Annotated in this window: 22 protein-coding genes and 1 tRNA gene; 13 read left to right on the top strand and 10 right to left on the bottom strand. The window is 61.2% G+C overall.

Going from position 1 to position 22032, the window contains the following annotated elements; all coding sequences use genetic code 11:
- Positions 1-61: 61 nt before the first annotated feature.
- The 4 genes from sucC to recA form a co-directional block, all read right to left on the bottom strand.
- Positions 62-1228, bottom strand: a complete 1167-nt coding sequence (sucC, locus tag BEK68_RS19955; protein WP_012434933.1) for an ADP-forming succinate--CoA ligase subunit beta — start codon at positions 1226-1228, stop codon at positions 62-64.
- Positions 1229-1294: 66 nt separating this feature from the next.
- A complete protein-coding gene (locus BEK68_RS19950; protein WP_012434932.1) occupies positions 1295-1921 on the bottom strand; it encodes a DUF2889 domain-containing protein in 627 nt (208 codons plus the stop codon).
- A gap of 286 nt (positions 1922-2207) precedes the next feature.
- Positions 2208-2687 (bottom strand): recombination regulator RecX, encoded by a 480-nt coding sequence (recX, locus tag BEK68_RS19945; protein WP_004635401.1) that lies wholly within the window; start codon positions 2685-2687, stop codon positions 2208-2210.
- A 110-nt stretch (positions 2688-2797) separates the two neighbouring features.
- Positions 2798-3856: a recombinase RecA gene (recA, locus tag BEK68_RS19940; RefSeq protein ID WP_004635402.1), complete on the bottom strand. Its 1059-nt coding sequence runs from the start codon at positions 3854-3856 to the stop codon at positions 2798-2800.
- Between the two features lie 265 nt (positions 3857-4121).
- Between recA and BEK68_RS19935 the strand changes: the two genes are divergently transcribed.
- The 3 genes from BEK68_RS19935 to BEK68_RS19925 are packed head-to-tail and all read left to right on the top strand — an operon-like array spanning position 4122 to position 6731.
- Positions 4122-4832, top strand: coding sequence for a response regulator (locus BEK68_RS19935; protein WP_004635405.1), 711 nt, complete (start codon positions 4122-4124; stop codon positions 4830-4832).
- Positions 4825-6420, top strand: coding sequence for a sensor histidine kinase (locus BEK68_RS19930; protein WP_012434931.1), 1596 nt, complete (start codon positions 4825-4827; stop codon positions 6418-6420). The genes BEK68_RS19935 and BEK68_RS19930 overlap by 8 nt, the downstream gene beginning before the upstream one ends.
- Positions 6417-6731 (top strand): sodium/substrate symporter small subunit, encoded by a 315-nt coding sequence (locus tag BEK68_RS19925; protein ID WP_012434930.1) that lies wholly within the window; start codon positions 6417-6419, stop codon positions 6729-6731. Before BEK68_RS19930 ends, BEK68_RS19925 begins: the two co-directional genes overlap by 4 nt.
- A gap of 8 nt (positions 6732-6739) precedes the next feature.
- Here the strand turns inward: BEK68_RS19925 and BEK68_RS19920 are convergent, their stop codons facing one another.
- From BEK68_RS19920 to BEK68_RS19905, 4 genes are all read right to left on the bottom strand, one after another.
- The gene (locus tag BEK68_RS19920) at positions 6740-7390 is read right to left on the bottom strand and encodes a 3'-5' exonuclease (protein WP_012434929.1); all 651 of its coding nucleotides are present in this window, start codon (positions 7388-7390) and stop codon (positions 6740-6742) included.
- Between the two features lie 16 nt (positions 7391-7406).
- Positions 7407-9233: a DUF294 nucleotidyltransferase-like domain-containing protein gene (locus tag BEK68_RS19915; protein ID WP_012434928.1), complete on the bottom strand. Its 1827-nt coding sequence runs from the start codon at positions 9231-9233 to the stop codon at positions 7407-7409.
- 64 nt (positions 9234-9297) lie between these two features.
- On the bottom strand, positions 9298-11028 hold the full coding sequence (locus tag BEK68_RS19910; protein WP_004635416.1) for a cation acetate symporter: 1731 nt from the start codon (positions 11026-11028) through the stop codon (positions 9298-9300).
- Positions 11025-11333: a DUF485 domain-containing protein gene (locus BEK68_RS19905; RefSeq protein ID WP_004635419.1), complete on the bottom strand. Its 309-nt coding sequence runs from the start codon at positions 11331-11333 to the stop codon at positions 11025-11027. Before BEK68_RS19905 ends, BEK68_RS19910 begins: the two co-directional genes overlap by 4 nt.
- Before the next feature lie 513 nt (positions 11334-11846).
- Between BEK68_RS19905 and BEK68_RS19900 the strand changes: the two genes are divergently transcribed.
- The 5 genes from BEK68_RS19900 to BEK68_RS19880 all read left to right on the top strand — a co-directional run bounded on the left by BEK68_RS19900 (position 11847) and on the right by BEK68_RS19880 (position 16539).
- Positions 11847-13550, top strand: a complete 1704-nt coding sequence (locus BEK68_RS19900; protein WP_012434927.1) for an MFS transporter — start codon at positions 11847-11849, stop codon at positions 13548-13550.
- 48 nt (positions 13551-13598) lie between these two features.
- Positions 13599-13675: transfer RNA gene (locus tag BEK68_RS19895), tRNA-Met, on the top strand.
- Positions 13676-13759: 84 nt separating this feature from the next.
- The gene (locus BEK68_RS19890) at positions 13760-15079 is read left to right on the top strand and encodes a site-specific integrase (protein WP_024973501.1); all 1320 of its coding nucleotides are present in this window, start codon (positions 13760-13762) and stop codon (positions 15077-15079) included.
- The gene (locus BEK68_RS19885) at positions 15042-15773 is read left to right on the top strand and encodes a hypothetical protein (RefSeq protein WP_249262947.1); all 732 of its coding nucleotides are present in this window, start codon (positions 15042-15044) and stop codon (positions 15771-15773) included. Before BEK68_RS19890 ends, BEK68_RS19885 begins: the two co-directional genes overlap by 38 nt.
- 4 nt (positions 15774-15777) lie before the next feature.
- Positions 15778-16539, top strand: coding sequence for an autoinducer binding domain-containing protein (locus BEK68_RS19880; protein ID WP_024973503.1), 762 nt, complete (start codon positions 15778-15780; stop codon positions 16537-16539).
- A gap of 103 nt (positions 16540-16642) precedes the next feature.
- Here BEK68_RS19880 and BEK68_RS19875 read toward each other — a convergent pair whose 3' ends face one another.
- Positions 16643-16888: a helix-turn-helix domain-containing protein gene (locus BEK68_RS19875; RefSeq protein ID WP_004635428.1), complete on the bottom strand. Its 246-nt coding sequence runs from the start codon at positions 16886-16888 to the stop codon at positions 16643-16645.
- A 115-nt stretch (positions 16889-17003) separates the two neighbouring features.
- Between BEK68_RS19875 and BEK68_RS19870 the strand changes: the two genes are divergently transcribed.
- From BEK68_RS19870 to BEK68_RS19850, 5 genes are all read left to right on the top strand, one after another.
- Positions 17004-18215: a hypothetical protein gene (locus BEK68_RS19870; protein ID WP_024973504.1), complete on the top strand. Its 1212-nt coding sequence runs from the start codon at positions 17004-17006 to the stop codon at positions 18213-18215.
- Positions 18216-18280: 65 nt separating this feature from the next.
- A complete protein-coding gene (locus BEK68_RS19865; protein WP_004635431.1) occupies positions 18281-18958 on the top strand; it encodes a hypothetical protein in 678 nt (225 codons plus the stop codon).
- A 64-nt stretch (positions 18959-19022) separates the two neighbouring features.
- Positions 19023-19544 carry a hypothetical protein gene (locus tag BEK68_RS19860; RefSeq protein ID WP_024973505.1) on the top strand — a complete coding sequence of 174 codons (522 nt, stop codon included), beginning with the start codon at positions 19023-19025 and terminating at the stop codon, positions 19542-19544.
- A 19-nt stretch (positions 19545-19563) separates the two neighbouring features.
- Positions 19564-20664 carry a hypothetical protein gene (locus BEK68_RS19855; protein ID WP_024973506.1) on the top strand — a complete coding sequence of 367 codons (1101 nt, stop codon included), beginning with the start codon at positions 19564-19566 and terminating at the stop codon, positions 20662-20664.
- A 32-nt stretch (positions 20665-20696) separates the two neighbouring features.
- Positions 20697-21692, top strand: coding sequence for a membrane protein (locus BEK68_RS19850; RefSeq protein WP_024973507.1), 996 nt, complete (start codon positions 20697-20699; stop codon positions 21690-21692).
- On the opposite strand, the gene BEK68_RS19845 is transcribed toward BEK68_RS19850, so the two are convergent.
- Positions 21665-22006, bottom strand: a complete 342-nt coding sequence (locus tag BEK68_RS19845; RefSeq protein ID WP_235202047.1) for a hypothetical protein — start codon at positions 22004-22006, stop codon at positions 21665-21667. The genes BEK68_RS19850 and BEK68_RS19845 overlap by 28 nt on opposite strands.
- Positions 22007-22032: the final 26 nt, after the last annotated feature.

Raw genomic sequence — 22032 nt, 5'->3', positions numbered from 1 at the left:
CGCCGACGTACTCAGCAGCGGGCGCAACTCGCGTTCGCGTATGGTTGGGTCAGCGGGCGGCTTACTTGCCGGCGGCTGCGGCCACGACCTTCTCGGCGGCCTCTGCCATCGTGTCTGCGGCGATGATGGGCAGACCCGAGTCGGCCAGCATCTTCTTGCCGAGGTCTTCGTTGGTGCCCTTCATGCGCACAACCAGCGGCACCGACAGCGACACAGCCTTTGCTGCCGCGATCACGCCTTCGGCGATCACGTCGCAACGCATGATGCCGCCGAAGATGTTGACCAGGATGGCCTTCACGTCCGGGTTCTTCAGCATCAGCTTGAAGGCTTCGGTCACCTTCTCGGTGGTGGCACCGCCGCCCACGTCGAGGAAGTTGGCCGGCTCGCCGCCGAACAGCTTGATGGTGTCCATCGTGGCCATGGCCAGACCGGCGCCGTTCACCAGGCAGCCGATGTTGCCGTCGAGCGAGATGTAGGCCAGGTCGAACTTCGAGGCTTCGATTTCGGCCGGGTCTTCTTCATCCAGATCGCGGTACGCCACGATTTCCGGGTGACGGAACAGCGCGTTCGAGTCGAAGTTGAACTTGGCGTCCAGCGCGATGACCTTGCCGTCGCCGGTCAGGATCAGCGGGTTGATTTCAGCTTGCGAAGCGTCGGTTTCCCAGAATGCCTTGTACAGGCCCTGCAGGGCTTGGCGGGCTTGCGGCACGCTCGCGTCGGGCACGCCGATCTTGCGGGCGATGTCGTCAGCCTGGGCGTCTTGCAGACCGGCTTGCGGATCGATCAACAGCGTGTGGATCTTTTCCGGGTGCGATTCGGCGACTTCTTCGATGTCCATGCCGCCTTCGCTGGAGGCCATCAGCGCCACTTGCTGCGACACACGGTCCACCACCAGCGACACGTACAGTTCCTTCTTGATGTCCGCGCCTTCTTCAATCAGCAGGCGCTTGACCAGCTTGCCTTCCGGACCGGTCTGGTGCGTCACCAGCGTCATGCCCAGGATGCTGCTGGCGTATTCCTTGACCTGCTCGATGCTCTTGGCAACCTTCACGCCACCGCCCTTGCCACGGCCACCCGCATGAATCTGCGCCTTCACGACCCACACCGGGCCGCCCAGGGTTTCAGCAGCCTTGATGGCCTCGTCGACCGAGAAGGCCGGAATGCCGCGCGGAACCGGCACATTGTATTTGCGCAGGATTTCCTTGCCTTGGTACTCATGGATATTCATGCGTGTTTCCTTTGCTAGGCAGAGTGAGTGTTATGAGTATTGAAAACGCGAACAGCGCGGTGCCCTTCAGGACGAGGGCTCAGGCGACAGTTCGGTGGGTGGCGGTTGGATCTTGGCTTCGGGCTGGTATGCAAACCAGCGCGGGTAATGCTTGCGGACCACCTCACCCTCAAGATGCAGGGCATGGCAGCCATGGAGTTGATAAGGCGGTTTTTCGCCGGGCTCGATCGGTCGCAGGTCATTGGCGTTATCGCGCACCGGGAAGACGTCGCCCGCGAAGGCCTGGATGGCAGCGGTCGGCAGCACACCACAGAGCTCGGTCAGGTGCGTACAGCCCGCCACGCCGCCAAGTCTCTCACGCGAGGCCTTTCGAAAACCCTTCATCAGGTTCAGGCCGATGAGCTTTCGGTAGGCCGGGCCAATCGTGTCGCAATGGGTGGGATACGGCACCCAGTCGGAACACGCTTCGGCATCCACGACGTTCATGCGGGTATCGATGGTCACGCGCAGCCACAGGTCATGCAGCGGCTCGCCTTCAGGGCGCACGCCACCGCTGGCCAGGGGGATATCGCGAGGTTTGATGTCGGTCAGGCGCGCTTCAATGTCCCACAGGCCGTCTTCCCGCAAATAGGCCTCGACCGTGATGGCACGGCGGTGGCGCATGGCGCGCGGGAGGGGAGCAGACAGAGGCATGGACCAGACAGACCGATAGGACCGATGGAGGCGGCGCACGCAGATCGCGTGCATCGCCTACGGGACGTATGCGGCAGCGCATCAGCCGCCACACACGAACACTACCGCCCTGCAACCGAAATTGAGGGCGATATCAAAGGCCAGAATTTTAACACGTCGTCACGACCGGACTGGTCGCGTGCTGCAATGCAGTGTGAAAGTGGTTGCAACGATCGCATGAGGCGCAACCCACGTAATCTGCACACAAGAGGATTGTCCGCCTGAATTGTTGCGAGATCGTCGATGTTCAGTCCGACATGTCGCCATCTTCCAGCAGCTCATCCGCCCCTGCGATGATGCGCGACACTACGGAACGGGAGAATCCGCGCGCCATCATGTATCGCACCTGCTTGGCCCGTTCGGCCAGGTCGGCCGGTGGGCGGCCGAAGCGTTTTTCCCACAGGGCTTTCGCCCGGACTGCTTCCGTGCTTTGCAGTTGCGCCTTGACCTCGCCCAGCGTCTCTTCGCCGAGCTGATGCGTTTTCAACTCCTGCATCAAGCGCGCTGTACCGTAGCGGCCCGCGCGGCGGTGCACCATGCTTTCGGCAAAACGCGTGTTGGAGAGCCAGTTTTCGCCCTCCAGCCAATCCAGCAGCGCGTCGACCTCCTCGGCGGACTCGGCGTGCGGGACCAACTTACGGCGCAATTCGACGCGGCTGTGCTCGCGCCGAGACAGATAGCCCAGCGCACGTGCCTTCAGCGATAGCGGTTGACGTGGCAACGGCATGCGGATTTGACGTTCAAGAAGCGGGTTCCAAAGAAAAACGCCCACCGTTGGGGAACGGCAGGCGTATGAAGCTCGATAGAGCCATCGATCTGCGCCGACGGCCAACCCAATTACTCTTCTCCGACTTCCTCGGCCACTGCGACGGCGCCCATCGGCGTCACGCCCAGTTGCTCGCGGACCTTGTTCTCGATCTCACGGGCAAGGTCGGGGTTCTCGCGCAGGTATTCGCGGCAGTTGTCGCGGCCCTGGCCGATGCGTTCGCCGCCGTAGCTGTACCAGGCGCCAGACTTCTCGACCACCTTGGCTTCCACGCCCAGGTCGATGATCTCGCCCTCGCGCGATACGCCCTGACCGTAGAGGATGTCGAAGATGGCTTCGCGGAACGGCGGCGCCACCTTGTTCTTGACGACCTTGACCTTGGTTTCGTTGCCGACCACGTCGTCGCCCCGCTTGATTGAGCCGATACGGCGGATGTCCAGACGCACCGAAGCGTAGAACTTGAGCGCGTTACCGCCCGTGGTGGTTTCCGGCGAACCAAACATCACGCCGATCTTCATGCGGATCTGGTTGATGAAGATGACCATGCAATTGGTCTTCTTGATGGTGCCGGTCAGCTTGCGCAGCGCCTGGCTCATCAGACGGGCCTGCAGGCCGGGCAACGCATCGCCCATTTCGCCTTCAATTTCAGCCTTCGGTACCAGAGCGGCCACCGAGTCGATGACGATCAGATCAACCGAGCCCGAGCGCACCAGCGCGTCGGCAATTTCCAAAGCCTGTTCACCCGTGTCCGGCTGGGAGATCAGCAGGTCCGGGACACTTACGCCAATCTTATCGGCATAAGTGACGTCAAGCGCATGTTCTGCGTCGATGAAGGCGCAAGTGCCGCCCAGCTTCTGCATCTCGGCAACCACTTGCAGTGTCAGCGTGGTCTTGCCCGACGATTCCGGACCGTAGATTTCAATCACACGGCCGCGCGGCAGGCCACCAACGCCCAGCGCCACATCCAGCCCCAGCGAACCCGTCGACACGACCTGGACCGGCTCGACCTCGGCGTCGCCCATCTTCATGATGGAGCCCTTGCCGAACTGCTTTTCGATCTGCGCGAGCGCGGCAGCCAGCGCCTTCTGCTTTTCTGCGCTCATCGTGGCTGCCTTCTTACCGTCTTCCATGGTCGTCCTTCGTGCAAATTGGTGTATAAATGGGCCGCAAGGGCTTGCGATTCCAGCGGTTGCCTGCAACAACGGGCGGCTGGGTGATTGCCCCGACGCGACCCATTCCATGACTTTAGCGCCGCCAAGACTACAGCACCGCGAATTCGGAGTACTGTATAAAAAACCAGTGGTTTTGACAAGTCTCCAGAACAGATGTCGCGCGAAAACAATGTAGCGGGCGGGATGGGCAAGATATCTTGCCCGGCATCGCGGGGAGACACGCATGCGCATCCTGATTGCCGAAGACGACGCCACGCTGGCTGACGGGCTCACACGCTCGCTGCGCCAGGCGGGCTACGCCGTCGACCAAGCCTCCGATGGGGCGACTGCCGACGCGGCGCTGTCCGCGCAAACGGCCCAGACCTATGACCTGCTGATCCTCGACGTGGGACTGCCGCGTATGTCGGGGCTGGAGGTCCTTAAGCGCCTGCGCTCGCGCGGGGCCATGCTGCCGGTGCTGATCCTGACCGCCGCCGACAGCGTGGAAGAACGAGTCAAGGGGCTGGATCTTGGCGCCGACGATTACATGGCCAAACCGTTCGCGCTGTCCGAGCTGGAAGCGCGCGTGCGTGCGCTGGTGCGGCGCGGCACGGGCGGCGGCGCCACGCTCGTGCGCCATGGGCCGCTGGCATTCGACCAGGTCGGGCGCATTGCCTATATCCACGATCAGGTGGTGGAACTGTCGGCACGCGAGATCGGGCTGCTGGAGATTCTGCTGGCGCGCGTGGGCCGCCTGGTGTCGAAAGAGCAACTGGTCGACCATCTGTGCGGCTGGGGCGAAGAAGTCAGCAACAACGCCATCGAGGTCTACATCCACCGCCTGCGCAAGAAGATCGAAGTGGAAGGCATCCGCATCGCCACCGTGCGCGGGCTGGGCTATTGCCTGGAACGCACGGCCACCCCAACCACCACCGCGACCGCTGCCCATGGGTGATCGGCTGGCCTGGCCGTGGCGTCGGCATCGCGCATCGCTGCGCGAACGCACCGACGCGGTGCCCGGAGCCGATGGCCGCGATGGCCGCGATGGCCGCGATGGCCGCGATGGCGGCGGCGACCTCGCCGACACCCTCCCCCACCTCGAAGACGACGCCACGCGGCCCGCCGCCCGATCCCTCTTCGGCGAAATTCTGGACTGGATGCTTGCGCCGCTGCTGTTGCTGTGGCCGATGAGCATTGCGGTGACGTACCTGGTCGCCAAGTCGATTGCGAATGCGCCATATGACCGCGCACTGGAATCGAGCGCGATCGTGCTCAGCCAGCAACTGCGCGAGGTGAATGGGCGCGTGACGCTGCAACTGCCGATCTCGGCGCGCGAAATCCTGCGTGCGGACGAAACCGACAACATCTACTACCAGGTGCTCGGCACCAACGGCGAGTTTGTCTCCGGGGACCGCGACCTCCCGCTGCCGCCCGAAGAAGACGCCAACGCCGGCGGCCTCGTGCAACTGCGCGACGACCACATCCATGGCGCGGAGATCCGTGTTGCGTATACCTTCGTGCAGCGGCCGGGCTCCGGCGGCAAACCCGCGCTGGTGCAAGTGGCGGAGACGCTCGACAAGCGCGCACAACTCGCCAACGAAATCATCAAGGGCGTGATCCTGCCGCAGTTTGTGATCCTGCCGTTGGCGGTGATCCTGGTGTGGTTTGGCCTCTCGCGCGGGCTGGCACCGCTCAATGCGATTCAGGAACGCATCCGCGCTCGCAACCCGGGCGACACCAGCCCCATCGACGAAGGCGCGGCGCCGCAGGAGCTGACGCCGCTGGTGGCATCGTTCAATGATCTGCTCGGGCGGCTGGAGCAATCGGTGCACACGCAGAAGCGCTTCATTGCGGATGCCGCGCATCAGATGAAGACGCCGCTGGCCGGCCTGCGCATGCAGGCAGAGCTGGCACAGCGCGAGCAGTCGCCCGACGAGCTGCGCCGCACGCTCGCACATATCGCCGACAGCTCGGATCGCACCGCGCACCTCGTCAAGCAGTTGCTTTCGCTGGCACGCATGGAAAACATGGGCGCCACCGACGGTATGGTGCCGCTGGATATCTGCGCGCTGTCGCGCCGAGTGGTGGCCGACTGGCTGCCCAAGGCGTGGGCCAAGCAGATCGACCTCGGCTTCGAGGAGCCGGGGCCGCCCGTCACGATTTCGGGCAATGCGACGATGCTCGCCGAGATGCTCAACAACCTGCTCGACAACGCGATCCGCTACACGCCCGACGGCGGACATGTCACCGTGCGCGTGACCACCGCGCCGTTCGAGCCGTTCGTCTTCATCGACGTGGATGACACCGGCCCCGGCATCCCCGTGGCCGAGCGCGAACGCGTGATGCAGCGCTTCTACCGCATCCTCGGCACGCAAGCCGAGGGCAGCGGGCTGGGCCTGGCCATCGTGCGCGAGATCGTGCAGCAGCACGGCGGGGACATCGAGGTGCTCGACAACGTGTATCAAGTGTCGCCGCGGCTGGCGGGGGCGCGCTTTCGCATCACGCTGCACCGCTGCTCGCCGAGCGAGGAACCCAACGCATGAGCATCACGCCCGGAACGCCCGCGCGCCGGCGGTGGATCGCCAATATGCGCTGGATCGCGGCACTGCTCGCGGTGTGGTTTGTGGTGACGTTCGTGGTCGCGTTCTTTGCGCGCGACCTGTCGCAGCACTTCTTCAACTCGGACTGGACCTTCGCCTATTGGGTCGGCGCGCAGGGGGCGCCCATCGTCTATGTGCTGATTACCGTGCTGTATGCGTGGCGCACGAACCGGGCTGCAGATGCAGCCGCACAACACGACGAAGCGGCGCAGCGCGATCCGTCGGAGTCATCCCACCTGCCGCCGTCCATCTGACCTGGACGTTACGCTTCACCCAGATGGCGCAGCTTCACAAAGGCCAACGCGGCCATCACCGCGTCGTTGAGCGCGTCGTGCGCGTCCCACGTGGGCAAGTCCAGTTCCTTCATGACGGTGGCGAAGCGCAGGTCCAGATCGGGATCGCCCTGCTGCCGATATGGCGGCAGCAGGGCGAACTGATGGTCGTAGTACAAGGCGGACACTTCAATCTTGGGCTGCGGCAAGCCGATGCCAAGCATGGGCACCACCACCCGATTGAGCATCGCCACATCGAACTCAAGGTAATAGCCGACCAGCGGCCTACTGCCGATGAAGTGCAGCAATGTATGAACCGCCTGCTCGATCGATACACCGCTGTCCAGGTCGCGATTGCGCAGACGATGCACGCAGATGCTTTCCGGGCGCATCTCCCCTTGCGGTCTGATCAGCAACTCAAGGCGCTGGCTGGTCAGGATACGATTGCCGACAATACGGACGGCACCGATGGAGATGATCTCGTCGGTGCGTACGTCCAGGCCGGTGGTCTCGCAATCAAGTGCGACCCACTCGTCCGGGGGCGGTACCTCAAACAGGAAGCGGAACGCCGGATCGCGCAACCTGCGCAGCAGGCGCCGCCTTTGCAGTGCCCGCAGCCAGTCGGAGAGCCTCCCGCTCATGACCACCCGCCCATGATCACATCCACTCGGTCCGCCAGCGCTGCCGCAGCAACGCCTTGAACCGCTTGACCGCGCTCAGTGCATCCTTGAGCAGATCTCGCTCCAGCGACGACAAGCGCGACAGATGCACGTCACACGACACCGGTTGATGCGCATCGATCTCCGCCAACCCGGCCTTGAGCCGCAGCGTCATCAGGAAGTGCAGGCTCTCGCTCAACTCGGCAGCCATGTGGGCGTCCAGAGCCTCGGCGCGCACCAGTGCATTAAGGCGCGGCACGGTGCCGGTCTCGTCGAGTATGTGGTGGGCGAGCGCGAGGCTGCGCACGCCGTGGACAATCGGGAAGATGCCCTCCTTCTTCACGTCGAGCACCGGGTCGGGATCGCCAAACCCGAGCAGGCGATCGCGCCAGCCCGGCGCGGCACTGAAGGCTTCAACGGCTGCGGCGAAGCGGCCGAGTACGGCGTCATTGTCGATCGTTAGCTCCAGCAACGTCCGCCGCAGTTGCTTGAGCAAGGCGGCATCGCCGCACACCGCATGGGCATCGAAGAAGATGGCCAGATGCATCAAGCCCTCGGGGCTCGGCAGGATCAGCCATTCGCGAATGCGCCGCGCGAAGTCGCTCGCGGTCATGCACCACTCGGGCCGGCTGAGCATGATGCCGCCGGGGCAAGGCGGGTAGCCGAATGCGGCGAGCGCATCGGAGAAGCGCGTGACGATGCGCTGCAGGTCGGGGGGTGGCACGTAACCATCGCGCAGTACCAGCGCGTTGTCCTGATCGGTCTTGAGCAGCTGCTCGCCGCGCCCTTCGCTGCCCATGACGAACAGGCAACTGTTTTCAACGAGTTCGGGGGGCGCAATCATCTGCCAGGCGCGTTCAAACAGGCACGCGTTGATTTCGCGCACGAGACTGGCGACGTGGTCAATGCGCGAGCCGCCACGCGTGAGCAACGCGACCATCCGCGTAATCTGCGCTGCCACCTGGGCGAGCGCGTCCAAGTCCTGCGCCAGGTTGATCTGCACTGTCAGCAGATACGAGTGGTTGGCCAGAAAGCTGAACACATCCAGTGATTCCAGCAAACCGAGAATCTCATCCCCGCGCGTGACGACCAGCCGGTGAACGCGATGGCGCAGCATCAGCGTCAATGCGTCGCCGATCTGCGCAGAGGCTGGTACGGTGATGAGCGAGAACTGGCTCATCCGCCCCACCGGCAGACGATCCAGCGGCGTGCCTTGCAGGACGGCGCGCTGCAAGGAACTGCGCGTGAAGATGCCCACACGCGGCGGGCTGGCGGTGCCATCTCGCACGAGCACGTTCGAGGTGCTCTGTGCCTGGAACAGCTTCACCACGGAGACCACGTCCGTGTCGGCATCCACAAAATGGGCGGGCCGGATGAAGGCATCGCTCACGTGCGAGACAGCCAGCGACTGCATCGTCTCCATGCTCTGCCGCTGAGCAATGGCGCTGAGCTTGCTGCCGAGATCGGAAAAAAGCAGCGCACCGAAGGTGGCGTTGGCGGCAATAAGGTCGCGCACCGCCTGACGTGCCACCTGATAAGCCACCACTTCTTCAGCAGCGACGAAGCGGCTGCTGGCTTTGCCGGCCACCAGCGCCCGGCCGTCAAAACAGTCATCGGGGCCATAGCTGGCGATCAGCTCCTCGCCGTCGTACTGGGCGACGTGGCCCTTGATGATCAAGAACAGGTGCTGCGGAGCGGCACCCGTATCGAGGATGCTCTGCCCTTGCGGGTAATAGCCGATGTCGACGGCATCGCGCACCAGGCGCTGTTCGTCCTGGTTGAGGCAATCGAATGGCCAGACGGCGAAGTTGAAAGCGCTGGGCATGGTTGCCTTGAAGGCGGGCGATGCAATGCGTCACCCGCCTCCAGTCAGCGTGGCCAGTGGCCGATCAGTGGCCCGATGCGCCAGCCGCACCGAGGCCCGTTTCCGAGCGGACCTGCTGCGCGGCAAACGACGCCTTCTCGTTCTTGGCGCGAACGCTGCTGTCCAGCACCGAGAACAGCCACACGCCCACGAAGCCGATCGTCATCGAGAACAGCGCGGGCGACGTGTACGGGAACCACGCCGAGCCCTTCGGATAGCCGAGCGTGGCCTCCCACACCGACGGCGAAACGATCGTCAGACCCACCGACGAGATCAGCCCCAGGAACCCGCCGATAACCGCACCACGCGTGGTACAGCCCTTCCACAGCATCGAGAGGAACAACACCGGAAAGTTGGCCGATGCCGCCACCGCAAACGCCAGCGACACCATGAACGCGATGTTCTGCTTCTCGAAAGCGATGCCCAGCAGCACAGCGATCACGCCCAGCACCAGCGTGGTGATGCGCGAGACCTTCAGCTCGTCGGCGCTGTTGGCCTTGCCGTGCTTGAAGACCGTGGCGTAAAGATCATGCGACACCGCCGATGCACCCGACAGCGTGAGCCCTGCCACCACCGCCAGAATCGTGGCAAACGCCACGGCCGAGATGAAGCCGTAGAACACATCGCCGCCCACCGTCTTGGCCACCAGCACCGCAGCCATGTTGGCCGTGCCCGCGCCGCCCTTGATGACACCCTTGGCCACGTCGGACAGTTCGGGGTTCGTCAACACCAGCGTGATCGCACCAAAGCCGATGATGAAGATCAGGATGTAGAAGTAGCCGATCCAGGTGGTCGCCCAGAAGACCGATTTGCGCGCCTCCTTGGCATCCGGGACCGTGAAGAAACGCATCAGGATGTGCGGCAGACCGGCGGTGCCGAACATCAGCGCCATGCCGAACGAGATGGCCGAGATCGGGTCCTTGATGAAGCCACCCGGCGCCATCACCGACAGACCGATCTTGGCGGCCTCATCGGGCGATTTGCCGGCATTGGCTGCAATGGCGGTCTTGACCTGCACAGCCTTGGCGAACAACGCCTCCAGACTGAAACCGTACTGCGCCAGCACCATGATGGCCATGAACGTCACGCCGGCCAGCAGCATGCACGCCTTGATGATCTGCACCCAGGTGGTTGCGGTCATGCCGCCGAACAGCACGTAGACCATCATCAACGCGCCGACAATGACCACCGCGATCCAGTAATCCAGCCCGAACAGCAGTTTGATGAGCTGGCCTGCACCCACCATCTGAGCGATCAGATAGAACGCCACCACCACCAGCGTGCCAACCGCGGCAAAGCTGCGGATCGGGCCTTGCTCGAACCGGTAGCCTGCCACGTCTGCAAAGGTGAACTTGCCAAGGTTGCGCAGCCGCTCGGCCATCAGGAACGTGATGATCGGCCAGCCGACCAGAAAGCCGATGGAGTAGATCAGGCCGTCGTAGCCGGAGGTCATCACGGCCGCGGAAATACCGAGGAAGGACGCTGCCGACATGTAGTCGCCCGAAATGGCCAGGCCATTCTGGAAGCCGGTGATGCCGCCGCCCGCCGTGTAGAAATCGGCCGCGGACCGCGTACGCTTGGCCGCCCACTTCGTGATCCACAGCGTGCCGGCCACGAACAGAGCAAACAGAACGATGGCCGTGGTGTTGGTTTCCTGCTTGGCGGTCTGTCCGACATCGCCGCCGGCAGCCAGAGCCGCCCCGCAGGCGCCAGCGGCCAGTAGCGCCACCAGCAGGATCGAAAGCATCTTCTTCATTTGGCGACGTCCTTCAGGATGTCCTGCGTCAGTTGATCGTATTCGCTGTTGGCGCGGCGCACGTAGATGCCGGTAATGACGACGGTGAAGATGATGACCGCCATACCGACGGGCATGCCCACGCTCATCACGCCTGTACCCACGGGCTTGGCGAGAAATGCCTTATCGAAGGCGATCAGCGCGATGTAGCCGTAGTACACGGCCAGCATCAGCACTGTCAGAACGAGGCCGAGCCTGTTGCGTCTCTGTTTGAGCTGCGCATATTTCGGATGCGCTTCGATTTTTCCTACCAATCCATCCTGCATCGCCTGTCTCCTGGTTTGCTCTTGGAATGTGTGCGGCGATTCTGGATAGCGAAACTGACTGAACTCTTACTCAGGCGGTCCGCGGCGGTTTACTGCGATAGTGGTTTTCCCTAGCGCCGCACAACAACGTAAGAAACGGTGCGCGACATCCAGCGGCAAATCGGCCGTGAAGCGACAGCCATCGCCCAAAACGACGTCGGTAACCGCGTGCGTCTTGTGCGTATGCACATTCGCAGAAGGTGCACATGCCGTCTGGCACTGCATATACAAACGGGCGGTTGGATGATGCAGCGCACGCAGCCGGCAACGGCCTGATCAATGCGCCGCGCGCACCCAAGGGCTTGATTTCGTTGAAATCGTCACCGCCAATCGCGTGCATCGGAAGGCACATGCCCGTCAGAACGCCGTAAGTTTCGGCTTCCACAATCGGTGACACTTCCGCGGGCGAAAAGCGTTTGCGTTGTCATGTCGGTGCCCAGCGGGACGACCTACGAAAAAAAAACAGGAGACAACATGGCAACCGTGCAGAGTGCACCGAACGCGCCCGTCGGGCGTGTGCAGCCCGCGCCCATGACGAGGGAGGAGAAGAAGGTCATCTTTGCCTCGTCGCTGGGGACGGTGTTCGAGTGGTACGACTTTTATCTTTACGGCTCGTTGGCGGCCATCATCGCCAAGCAGTTCTTCTCGGGCCTGGACCCCACGGCGGGTTTCATCTTTGCCCTGCTGGCCTTTGCCGCCGGCTTCCTGGTGCGCCCGTTCGGCGCGCTGGTGTTCGGCCGTCTGGGCGACATGATCGGGCGCAAGTACACGTTCCTGGTCACCATCGTCATCATGGGTACGTCGACGTTCATCGTCGGCCTGCTTCCGTCGTACGGCACGATTGGCGTTGCTGCGCCGGTCATCCTGATCGCGCTGCGCATGCTGCAAGGTCTGGCACTGGGCGGTGAGTACGGCGGCGCCGCCACGTATGTCGCCGAGCACGCCCCGCACGGCCGCCGCGGTGCCTACACATCGTGGATCCAGACGACGGCTACGTTGGGCCTGTTCCTCTCGCTGGTCGTCATCCTGGCCGTGCGCGAACTGACCGGCAAGGCGTTCGACGACTGGGGCTGGCGCATCCCGTTCCTGGTCTCGATCCTGCTGCTCGCCACGTCGGTGTACATCCGCCTGTCGATGAGCGAATCGCCCGCATTCCAGAAGATGAAGGCCGAAGGCAAGACCTCCAAGGCCCCGTTGACAGAAGCATTCGGCCAATGGCGCAACCTGAAGATCGTCATCCTGGCGCTGCTCGGCCTGACCGCCGGCCAGGCTGTGGTGTGGTACACGGGCCAGTTCTACGCACTGTTCTTCCTCACGCAGGTGCTGAAGGTCGACGCATTCACGGCCAACGTGCTGATTGCGGTGGCGCTTGCCATCGGCACGCCGTTCTTCGTGTTCTTCGGCTCGCTGTCGGACCGCATCGGTCGCAAGAAGATCATCATGGCCGGCTGCCTGCTGGCGGTGCTGACCTACTTCCCGCTGTTCAAGGCGCTCACGCACTACGCCAACCCGGCGCTGGAGCGCGCCCAGCAGACCGCGCAGATCACCATCACGGTCGATCCGAAGGAGTGCTCGTTCCAGGGCAGCCCGATCGCCCGCGAGGTGGACTTCCGCTCGTCGTGCGACATCGCCAAGCGCACGCTGGCGCAGTCGTCGGCCAGCTACGAGACGGTCGAAGGCCCGGCCGGCACGGTCGCATCGGTGTCGATCGCGGGTAAGCAGATCACCTCGCTCAACGCCACCCGCACGGCAGACGGCCAGAACTTCGACGCCGACAGCAAGGCCAAGATCGCCGACTTCAAGAAGCAGGTGAGCGAGTCGCTCAAGGCGGCCAACTACCCGGCCAAGGCCGATCCCGCCCAGATGAACACGATCATGGTGCTGGTGATCCTGGTGATCCTGGTGATCTACGTGACCATGGTCTACGGCCCGATCGCGGCAATGCTGGTGGAGATGTTCCCGACGCGCATCCGGTACTCGTCGATGTCGCTGCCGTATCACATCGGCAACGGCTGGTTTGGGGGCCTGCTGCCGACCATTTCGTTCGCCCTCGTGGCCCAGAACGGCAATATCTATCACGGTTTGTGGTACCCGATCTGGATCGCGGCCATCACCTTCGTGATCGGTGTGCTGTTCGTGCGCGAGACCAAGGATGTGGATATTTATCGCAACGACTAACGCAGGGGGTTGACATATTCGCCGAAGACGGTAGAATCCCGCTTCTTCGGCGAATTAGCTCAGTCGGTTAGAGCGACGGAATCATAATCCGCAGGTCCGGGGTTCGAGTCCCTGATTCGCCACCAAATGCTGTAAGCCCTTGATACTTCGCGAGAAGTTCAAGGGCTTTTTTCTTGTGGTGTCCCGGTCGGTGTCCCAGATACCCGACCATGCACAAAATCCCCCGCCTGACCCGCTCCCGTCATGGGGTCTACTACCTGCGCCTCACGCACGGCAAAACCGACACTCGCCGCTCTCTCGGCACAAAAGATTTCCAGCGGGCTAAACTGTCCGCTTTGTTACTGAACGTGCACGTTGAGATGAGCAAATCGCGCCTTGATGCTGAGATGTTCCGTCACCTCGATATCGCGCTGCCGAACGGGGTCAAGCTCACGAATATCCAGCCCGAGGACAAGGGCATTCTGTTCGACATTCTCGACAAGCTCGGCGTGACAGGCGAACAGCTCGCCGCGATGCCAACAACGGAAGTTGCCAGGCTACTGGCCGGTCCCGAGCCTCAGCGCATGGAGCCGCCGAAACCGAAGAGCAAGCCGCTCTCCGACGTCATTGCGCTCTACCTCACAGAAAAGAAGCTCGATAACGTAGCGAAAACACTGGAGGACAAGGAACGCACCTTTACCGAGTTCCAGGGGTTCTTCCAGGACAGCGATATCAACGCCTTTGATGCCGATACCGCAATCGCCTACAAGAACCGGCTGCTCGCCGCCAATGCGTCGGCCAGCCGAATCAATGCGAAGACCTCGTTCCTGAGGGATCTCTTCGCATACGCAATCAACAATAACCTGTACTTCACCACCAACCCGTTCGAGAAGGTCCGCGTCTCGAGCAAAACCAAGCTAAAACAACAAGTGGAATCCTATCGAGAATTCACGGACGACGATCTCAAGCTGATCTTCGCCGAGGCACCGTATCGGGAGTTCATGAACAAGCCCGACTATCACTGGTTGCCGCTGCTTGCCCTCTACACGGGTGCTCGGGTCGAGGAGCTGGCAAGCCTGTCGCTGAACCAGATCAAGAAGGATGGCGGTATTCACTACTTCGAGATCGAGAAAGCCAAGAACCTCAATTCGATCCGCAAAATCCCGCTACACCGGCAGATCGAAACCTCGGGATTCCTGGCCTACGTGGACAGCGTGCGCGCTCAAGGTGCGACGATGCTGTTTCCCCACCTGACAGCGGGCAAGAACGGCTACAGCAAGAATATGTCGCGCCGATTCGGGGCTTACCTCGACTCGCTGAAGATCAGCGATTCCCGCAAGGTGTTTCACTCGTTCCGCCACACGTTCATTACTCGTATGACGGAATTGAACGTCCACCCGGTGCTGGTCATGTCCATGGTGGGGCACTATGCGCAGGCGAAGGTGGATCTTTCTGCGCCGCACGTCGTCAATTATCAGCACGAGAAGCCGTTATCCGTTTTGAAGCAGACCATTGACCGGCTGGAATTCCCGATCAAGCATTTCTGGTAACGCTTCACCGCCCTGCCCCTCGGCAGCAGTTCCACTGACTGGAGATAACGCAGTCGGCAAAATATTACCGTTCTGCCCTGCCCGCTTTCGTGCCATGGATTTCGAGAACCGAATAAAAAAGGAAATGACCGAGGGCATCGTCAAGGCGATCCTCGAAGACGCGGGGTATCGCGTGATCGACTCGGGCATTGAGAAAGTCATTCGGGAGCTCTCCTGCATGTCCAGCTTCGAGTATGCGAAGCTGGCCTACCCGGATGCCATGAGCCGTCTGCCAGACTTCACCGTCATGACGAAGGACCAGGACGACAAATTCCTGGTCGAGGTGAAATACCGCAGCAAATGGGGAAAAGACCTTTTCGAGGAGATCAGGCCGCAGGTGGAAATTTTTGGCGAGCTCGTGCTCGTCTCGATCAACGCCGATCCCCCGAATCACAAGGGTCTGTACTATCCGTCGACTTATCTGCGGTGCTGCCGAGTCAGATACCAAGATGAGAAGTACAGCGTCCAACTGAAATATGAGGACGATCAAGTGTGGCGGCATTACTGGAAGGCCGTCGATGAACTGAAAGAAGACAGCCTCTGGTGGGCGATGTCTCAGCTCGACAAGGTCTTTCCGCTGCTGAAAGACCGGAAACTGGATGCCCAGAACTCCATCGACAGCGCAATCAAGGCGTTGTCCGGGATTCTGAAATAAGGTCATGGTATCGCCGCTCTACACGTTCGAGAGCTTGCTAACTGCCGGCTCACATGCGGAGATCGCAGCCTTCATGGAACGCCATGCGGGCAACCTCGGCTATGGCCGATTCTTCTACTCGCCGCTGCTCGTCGCCGGTGATGCCCGGCACTTTTTCAAGGACGATCACAACGTCGTCGCAGCAGAAATGCTGTACACGAAAAATATCTTCTCGACCTACCCGGCCTCCTGGATACGCCGCTATCAGGAAGCCGGGCATGTTGCCGCCGATCCTGTTGTCAAACTAATCACTACCAGCAACCTCCCGATTCACTGGGATGCCGACGATTTGCAGGCAGCGCGAAGTCCTGTGTTCGATGAGGCCCGTGAGCACGGGTTGGCAACCGGTATCACGATACCGATCAACGGTTTCGACCACACTCGGGCTTTGTTTAGCGTGACGTCCGATCAGGCTCCAGAACGTTCGCAACGCCACACCGACGCGATATCCGGCCTCGCGGTACTGACTGCCCTGCATTTGCATGAAGCAGTACGGCGACTCGATGCGTCGATGTCCAACGCCCCGATGCCTTCGCTGACGTCACGCGAGAAAGAATGCCTGCAATGGGCAGCGGCGGGCAAAACCTCGTGGGAAATCGCACACATCCTCTCCGTTTCCGAGCGGACGGTGATCTTCCATATCGGGAATGCGACGAAAAAGCTCGGTGCTACAAACCGCCGTCAGGCGGTGGCTCGTGCCATCAGCCTTCGCCTGATTGCTCCTTGAGCACCCTATAACTTCTTACAGCTACCTCCTCCGGTAGCTCGCCGCGACAATCTTCCCCAAATCAACACATTCTTCGGGGGAAGTCAGCATGCAACCAATCCGCTTACAGACCGGCGTCAGCTAGCAATTCGGACGGCTGGCAGCCGAGCGCCTGCGCAATGCGCAGGACGTTGAGCATCGTCACGTTGCGTTCCCCACGTTCGATCTTACCCATATGAGAACGATCAATCTCGGCGAGGTCGGCTAATGCCTCCTGAGACAGTGGAATGGCCTTGCGCCGGGCACGCACTGCCGCTCCGATCAGCGCGAGCTGACCGTCCTTATCCGTTTTGAAAGAGACCCTTGGCATGACGGAATCGTCACGCTATGATCGGTTTACGGCCACGGTCTTTACGACCCATTTTAGAACACCGAGACCACTTGGCGCACCTTTAACTACACGCTCGTCATAGGCAACCAACCACATGAAAACGATTTTGGCCTACAAGAAACGCGTTCTCTCCGTGCAGAACATCCTTGCTCTCAGCACCATTGCGGTGGCCTTGGCGGCATGCGGTGGCGGCAGTGATGGAAGCAGCGGCAGCAATACGTCGACATCAGGGGGCTCGACAACCACGACGCCGCAACAGGATGCCGTCAGCCAATCGTCAACCGCGCTTGTCGCTCAGACCGGCGCAACTGCTGTGCCCGGAACGACCTCCACTGCACAAGCCTTCGATCTCACGGCGGATATCGGCGACACGTGGCGTCTGGTGCTGAACCAGGACGGCTCATTCACGATCAAGGTGTTGTCGACGCAGTACGGGCTGACCGACATCTCGGGCACCTATACCCAATCGACGAGCGGTAGCTTCACGACGTACACGGGCACCAGCGCGAACGGCAGCTTCACACTCAAGCTGGACACGCGCACCCACATCATGGGCGGTAACGTTGTCCTCCGCACACGCAGCTCCAGCGTTGCAGGCTCGGGCTATTCCGTTCCTGCCAACACGGCCACGCTGGCCGGCGACTACTTCTATATCGGCGCAACCCGCAATGCCAGCGATGGCGGCTCGCCGTCGTTCTTGGGCGGCACGTTCCGTGTAGCGGCCAACGGCACGGATGTCACGTGGTGCGACAGCGGCCTGATCAACGCATCGGGCACGTGCAATGCCGTTGCAGGTTCGAGCTCGCCGAGCCAGCAGTTCGCGTTCAAGCTGGTGAAGAACACCACCGATGGCCTGACGCACGTTCAAGGGAGCGGCTCGGATCTCGGCATTCTGAGCTTCCAGGCAGGTGACCGTGGCCCGGTGCTGGTTATCGACCGCTTTGGCTACAGCCAGTCGGCGACGCCGGTCCTGCGCACCGGGGTGATCTACGCCAGCAAGCAGCAGGTGCTCGCGGGCACCGAACTCAACGGTTCGTGGACGTGTACCGACCGTGGCACAACCATCGGTACGGTGACGATCAACGGAACCACAGTGAAGACCGCAGACACCTCCGGTGTCTCCACGGCAGAAACGCTGTACTTCAACGACATCAGCACCAACACCGGGTTGGTTGCGGTCAATGGCGCTGCGACCTCGGTCGTGAATGGCCAGGCCCCCAGCTCAGGCGTGATCCTGCTGCCGCTGTCGTCCAGCATGTTTGTTGTCGAGCGCGACGCCGCACAGTCGGTCGCCACCTGCCGCTGATCGTTCAATAGCCATGCACGGGGTGCTGCGCATCCCGTGAGCCTCCCTCTTGAGATTGACCCTCCATGCGCCATTCATATCGCGCCGCCGTACTGGCGGCAGCCTGCACGATGCTCACCGCCTGCGCCGGATTGCCCCAGCAAATGGATCAGGTTGCCGATAACCTGCGACAGCTCGGCCAGAGTGTCTCCAGCCCCTTGGTCCCGAGCGGCCCTTCCGCATTCAGCCAGTCAGGACTGGCCAACGTATTCAAAGGAACCGACCCGGCCAGCAAATGGCCTCGCGTTGCGCTGACCATCGACAACATGCCGGCAGATGCGCAGAACAATTGGTTTGAATGGCGTGCCGCTCCGGTCCCCGCAGCAAGCGTTGCGGTCGCGCCCGCCAACTACTGCATCACGATCTCTGCCGTGGTCTGGAAGAGCGAAAAATCCTCGCAACGGTTCGACCACATCCCTTACTGCGGGCGTGATGCCAAGGTCCGCGACATCACCGACGACTACACCTTCACGCTGCTCGGGTGGGCACAGATGCCGAAGAACGGTGGAAAAAACACCGGAGCCTCAAGGACATTCGGGCCAAATCCGCCGCTGAAATCATTCCCGTCCCGGTCGATCATCATCGACACGGCGAACTCGCGAGCAAGCTTCATGTTTGCCCATCTTCTGATGAGCATGGGGCTCGATTTGACTGTCGACTATCTCCACGAGAACCGCCTGTGGGTAGTCAGCACAGTTCAATAGCGGACAACCGGACAACGCATGTCCGCATCGCGGCCGAAAAATCAGTTCATTGGAATGGCAGCATATGGAAAGCACGTTCAAACGCCAGTACGAAAAAGAAACCCTGCCCGACGGCTCCATCAAGCTGACCTACAAAGGATCTCGCCATGGAGCGCACTTCAAGGCTGCCATGTTGGTCTTCAACACGGGGATCGTGTTCTTCGGCTGGCTCATCAGTTTCCTCGTCATTGGCGCAATTGCGAAAGACTTCACAGTCGGCATGGTGGCGGGCATCCTCCTTATGGGCGGCGTCGTGTTCCTGTACAAGAAGCTGTTCAGCAAAACGACGAGTATCACCGTCAGGCCGGAGGGCATCATCTTCAACAAGCGCGGCAAGACGGTTTTTGGCGGAGGAGAAGGTCGCCTCGCCTTCCGTGATGTTTCCGGCTTCGGTATCGCTACGGAAACTGCCTCGCGGAATGCCGAATACACCGAAAGCTCGTATATCTATGCCAATGCAGGAGGACAACAGATATCCGTCACCTGTCACATCACGCGGGCCTTGGCCGAAGCCCTGCTTGCTGAAATCCACCAGGTTGCCGCCTGATCCGCAAGTGAGCTCCCTAATGGACGAACGTGCAGCGAGCAATACCCAGCCAAGCGGCGACTCCACCGTTCGCAGTGCCTTGCGTCTATCGTCGGACTGGGTGTCGCCCATCAATGCGACGGTCTTCACGTCGACACTGATTCTCGACCTGCTCGCGCCGCTGTTTGGACGAGCGACCAGCAGGCTCGCAGCCGTCGCCGGGGCAGCTTGTATTCTGCTCCTGCTGATCACCATGATTCGGCTGGAACGTCGGCGCACCGAGCAGCAACCGATACGCAGCCGTCTGGAATTTTATGCACGTTCACGCAAGCTCTGGCTCGCCACGACATGCTGCATGGGCGGCTTTGCACTGGCGTTCGCAACGTTCTCTCATGCTGACGCACCAAATCCAAGTGCCATTGGATCGGCGGTTCCCGCTATTGGTCAGTTGCAGCAGTCCCTCGCCGCATTGCACGCAAAAGTCGATGTGGTCGCCCAACGGACGAGCGATATTCAAGACGACACGCAGGCAATACGACGTGCCGTCGATCCACAAGATGATCGTGGTCGGTTGACCCGCCTTGGGTATGGCCTGGATGACGAGTCGAAGGCGCGAGCTATCGAAGCGTGCGACATCGACGCCACTACGCTCTATGCTCATCTCCACGAGACCATGCCGTTGGCCATGCCTGTGTTCGGCAAACGTGGGGGCTCCACCCTCGAAGCCCCGATTCTGGCGAAGAACGAACACTTCGCAGAGATGCTGAAAATCCTGTCCGATGACCCTAAGTTCGACGAGGCGGCATTGTCCACCGCCTTCCCATTGACGTTCACACAAGCGCAAACGCGATCAATTCCAGCCATGGATGGGTTGCTCGCCAAGGCCCGGCGTAGAGGCTTGCAAACCGTTGGTCTGCTTCCGTCGATGGTTAAAGCCAGCCCACTGATCGTCGCTATCTGGTCAGGCAACGCCGATGCCGCGACAGCGCTGCTCAACGCTGGAGCCAATGCCGACGCCCCAGCCATCGAAGTGATCGTTCCCGTCATGGACCACGGAAATCCTGCCTTGAAAAATGTCTCGATCTCGACCGCACGGGAGGAAGCACGGCGCATGAAATGGACCGTGCCTGGCCTGGAATAGACCTGCTATCGACTAGATCACGAGAACTGCCCATGGATGACGACTTCTACAGCGCGGCGAGTGACCAAAAGCGACAGCAAGCGTTGCGCGAACAATTGCTGGACATGCAGCAGAATTGGGGGATGCTCGACGATCAGCACATTGCTCCGCCGACGGATTCTTCCCGCCATTACTGGCAATGGGTAGCCAACAGTGAGCAGAAGCGCGCGGAAAGCAGCACCGGTTCAAGCGGCGTCAACAGCGGTGGCGGCGGTGTATCTGGTGGCGGCGAGTTCCTGCTGGGGTTGCTTCTGCTGCCTCTTCTTACTGTTGCGATCCTGCCCGCTGCGCTGGTCTGGCATTACCGTAAGAAGAATTGGCTCTATCTTGCCCTGACAGCATTGCTGTTTGCTGCTTCGACCTGGTACTTCCTGACCAAGACCCACGGCGCTCTGCTGGACACCGCGCTCGGCGTGCAGGTGGTGTTCGGTGTCGTGTACCTGCCCTTCGCTGTCACTGGATGGATATGCCATCGGCTGAATGACCGGATCGCCAAAGGCGCACCATTCAATTTCGGCGCGTGGTCATGGATCGTGCTGTTCTCACTGGCGATCTCATTCGAGATGCTGTTCTTCCTATGGATTGAAGGATTCCACTGGGGCGCAGATCTGGTGCGGTTCGTCGGGAATTCGATTGTCTTTTTCGGCGGCAAAACCTACATCTCGCTGAGCAATTACAACGACTCCGCGACCATGCTGCTTGCCGCGTTTCCCAACGCAGTCACGCTCAGCATCTTGCAGGCATGGTTCAGGAAGCGACAGGCACAAGGCAAACGTGCAATTCCGTGGTTGCTCTACCTACCCGTGGTGTGGGTGGTTGGTATGGCACTGTTCCTGGGATTCGTCATCACAGTCAACCACCTCCAACGAGACTCGCATGCCTCAGCTACGGTCCCGGAGGATCATGCCCTGCACGCAGCGGCGCAGCCGACATTGCAATCTCATGCGCGATGTACGCAGCATCACAAGCACTGCAAATCGGCGAGATAGCGTTCGTAGCACCTCTTGAGCGCGGAGCTCTCTGCGATAAGCGAATCGCAGATTGTGGGGAACATTTCGAGGAAATTCAGCAACGGGAAATCGTCCGCCTCGGCGTGGAAACCGTCCTGTCGGCATTCGATGACGTAATCGCCAGTGGCATCGCGGATCAATATCTCTGGGTAAATCAGTGCGATGAAGACATCGCCGATATCCGCGTTGCTATCGCTCTTGAACGGCTTCAGGATGGCCTGCTGAAAGAAGGTCAGCGGTGTTTTGCGGTGGGCATCCATTGATGCGCAGATCTGATAGATGGAATCGTACAATGGACTGACCATCTTCCCGCGTCAAC

Source organism: Ralstonia pickettii (assembly GCF_001699815.1).
Taxonomy (GTDB): domain Bacteria; phylum Pseudomonadota; class Gammaproteobacteria; order Burkholderiales; family Burkholderiaceae; genus Ralstonia; species Ralstonia thomasii.
This window is presented reverse-complemented; position numbering and strand designations above follow the sequence as displayed.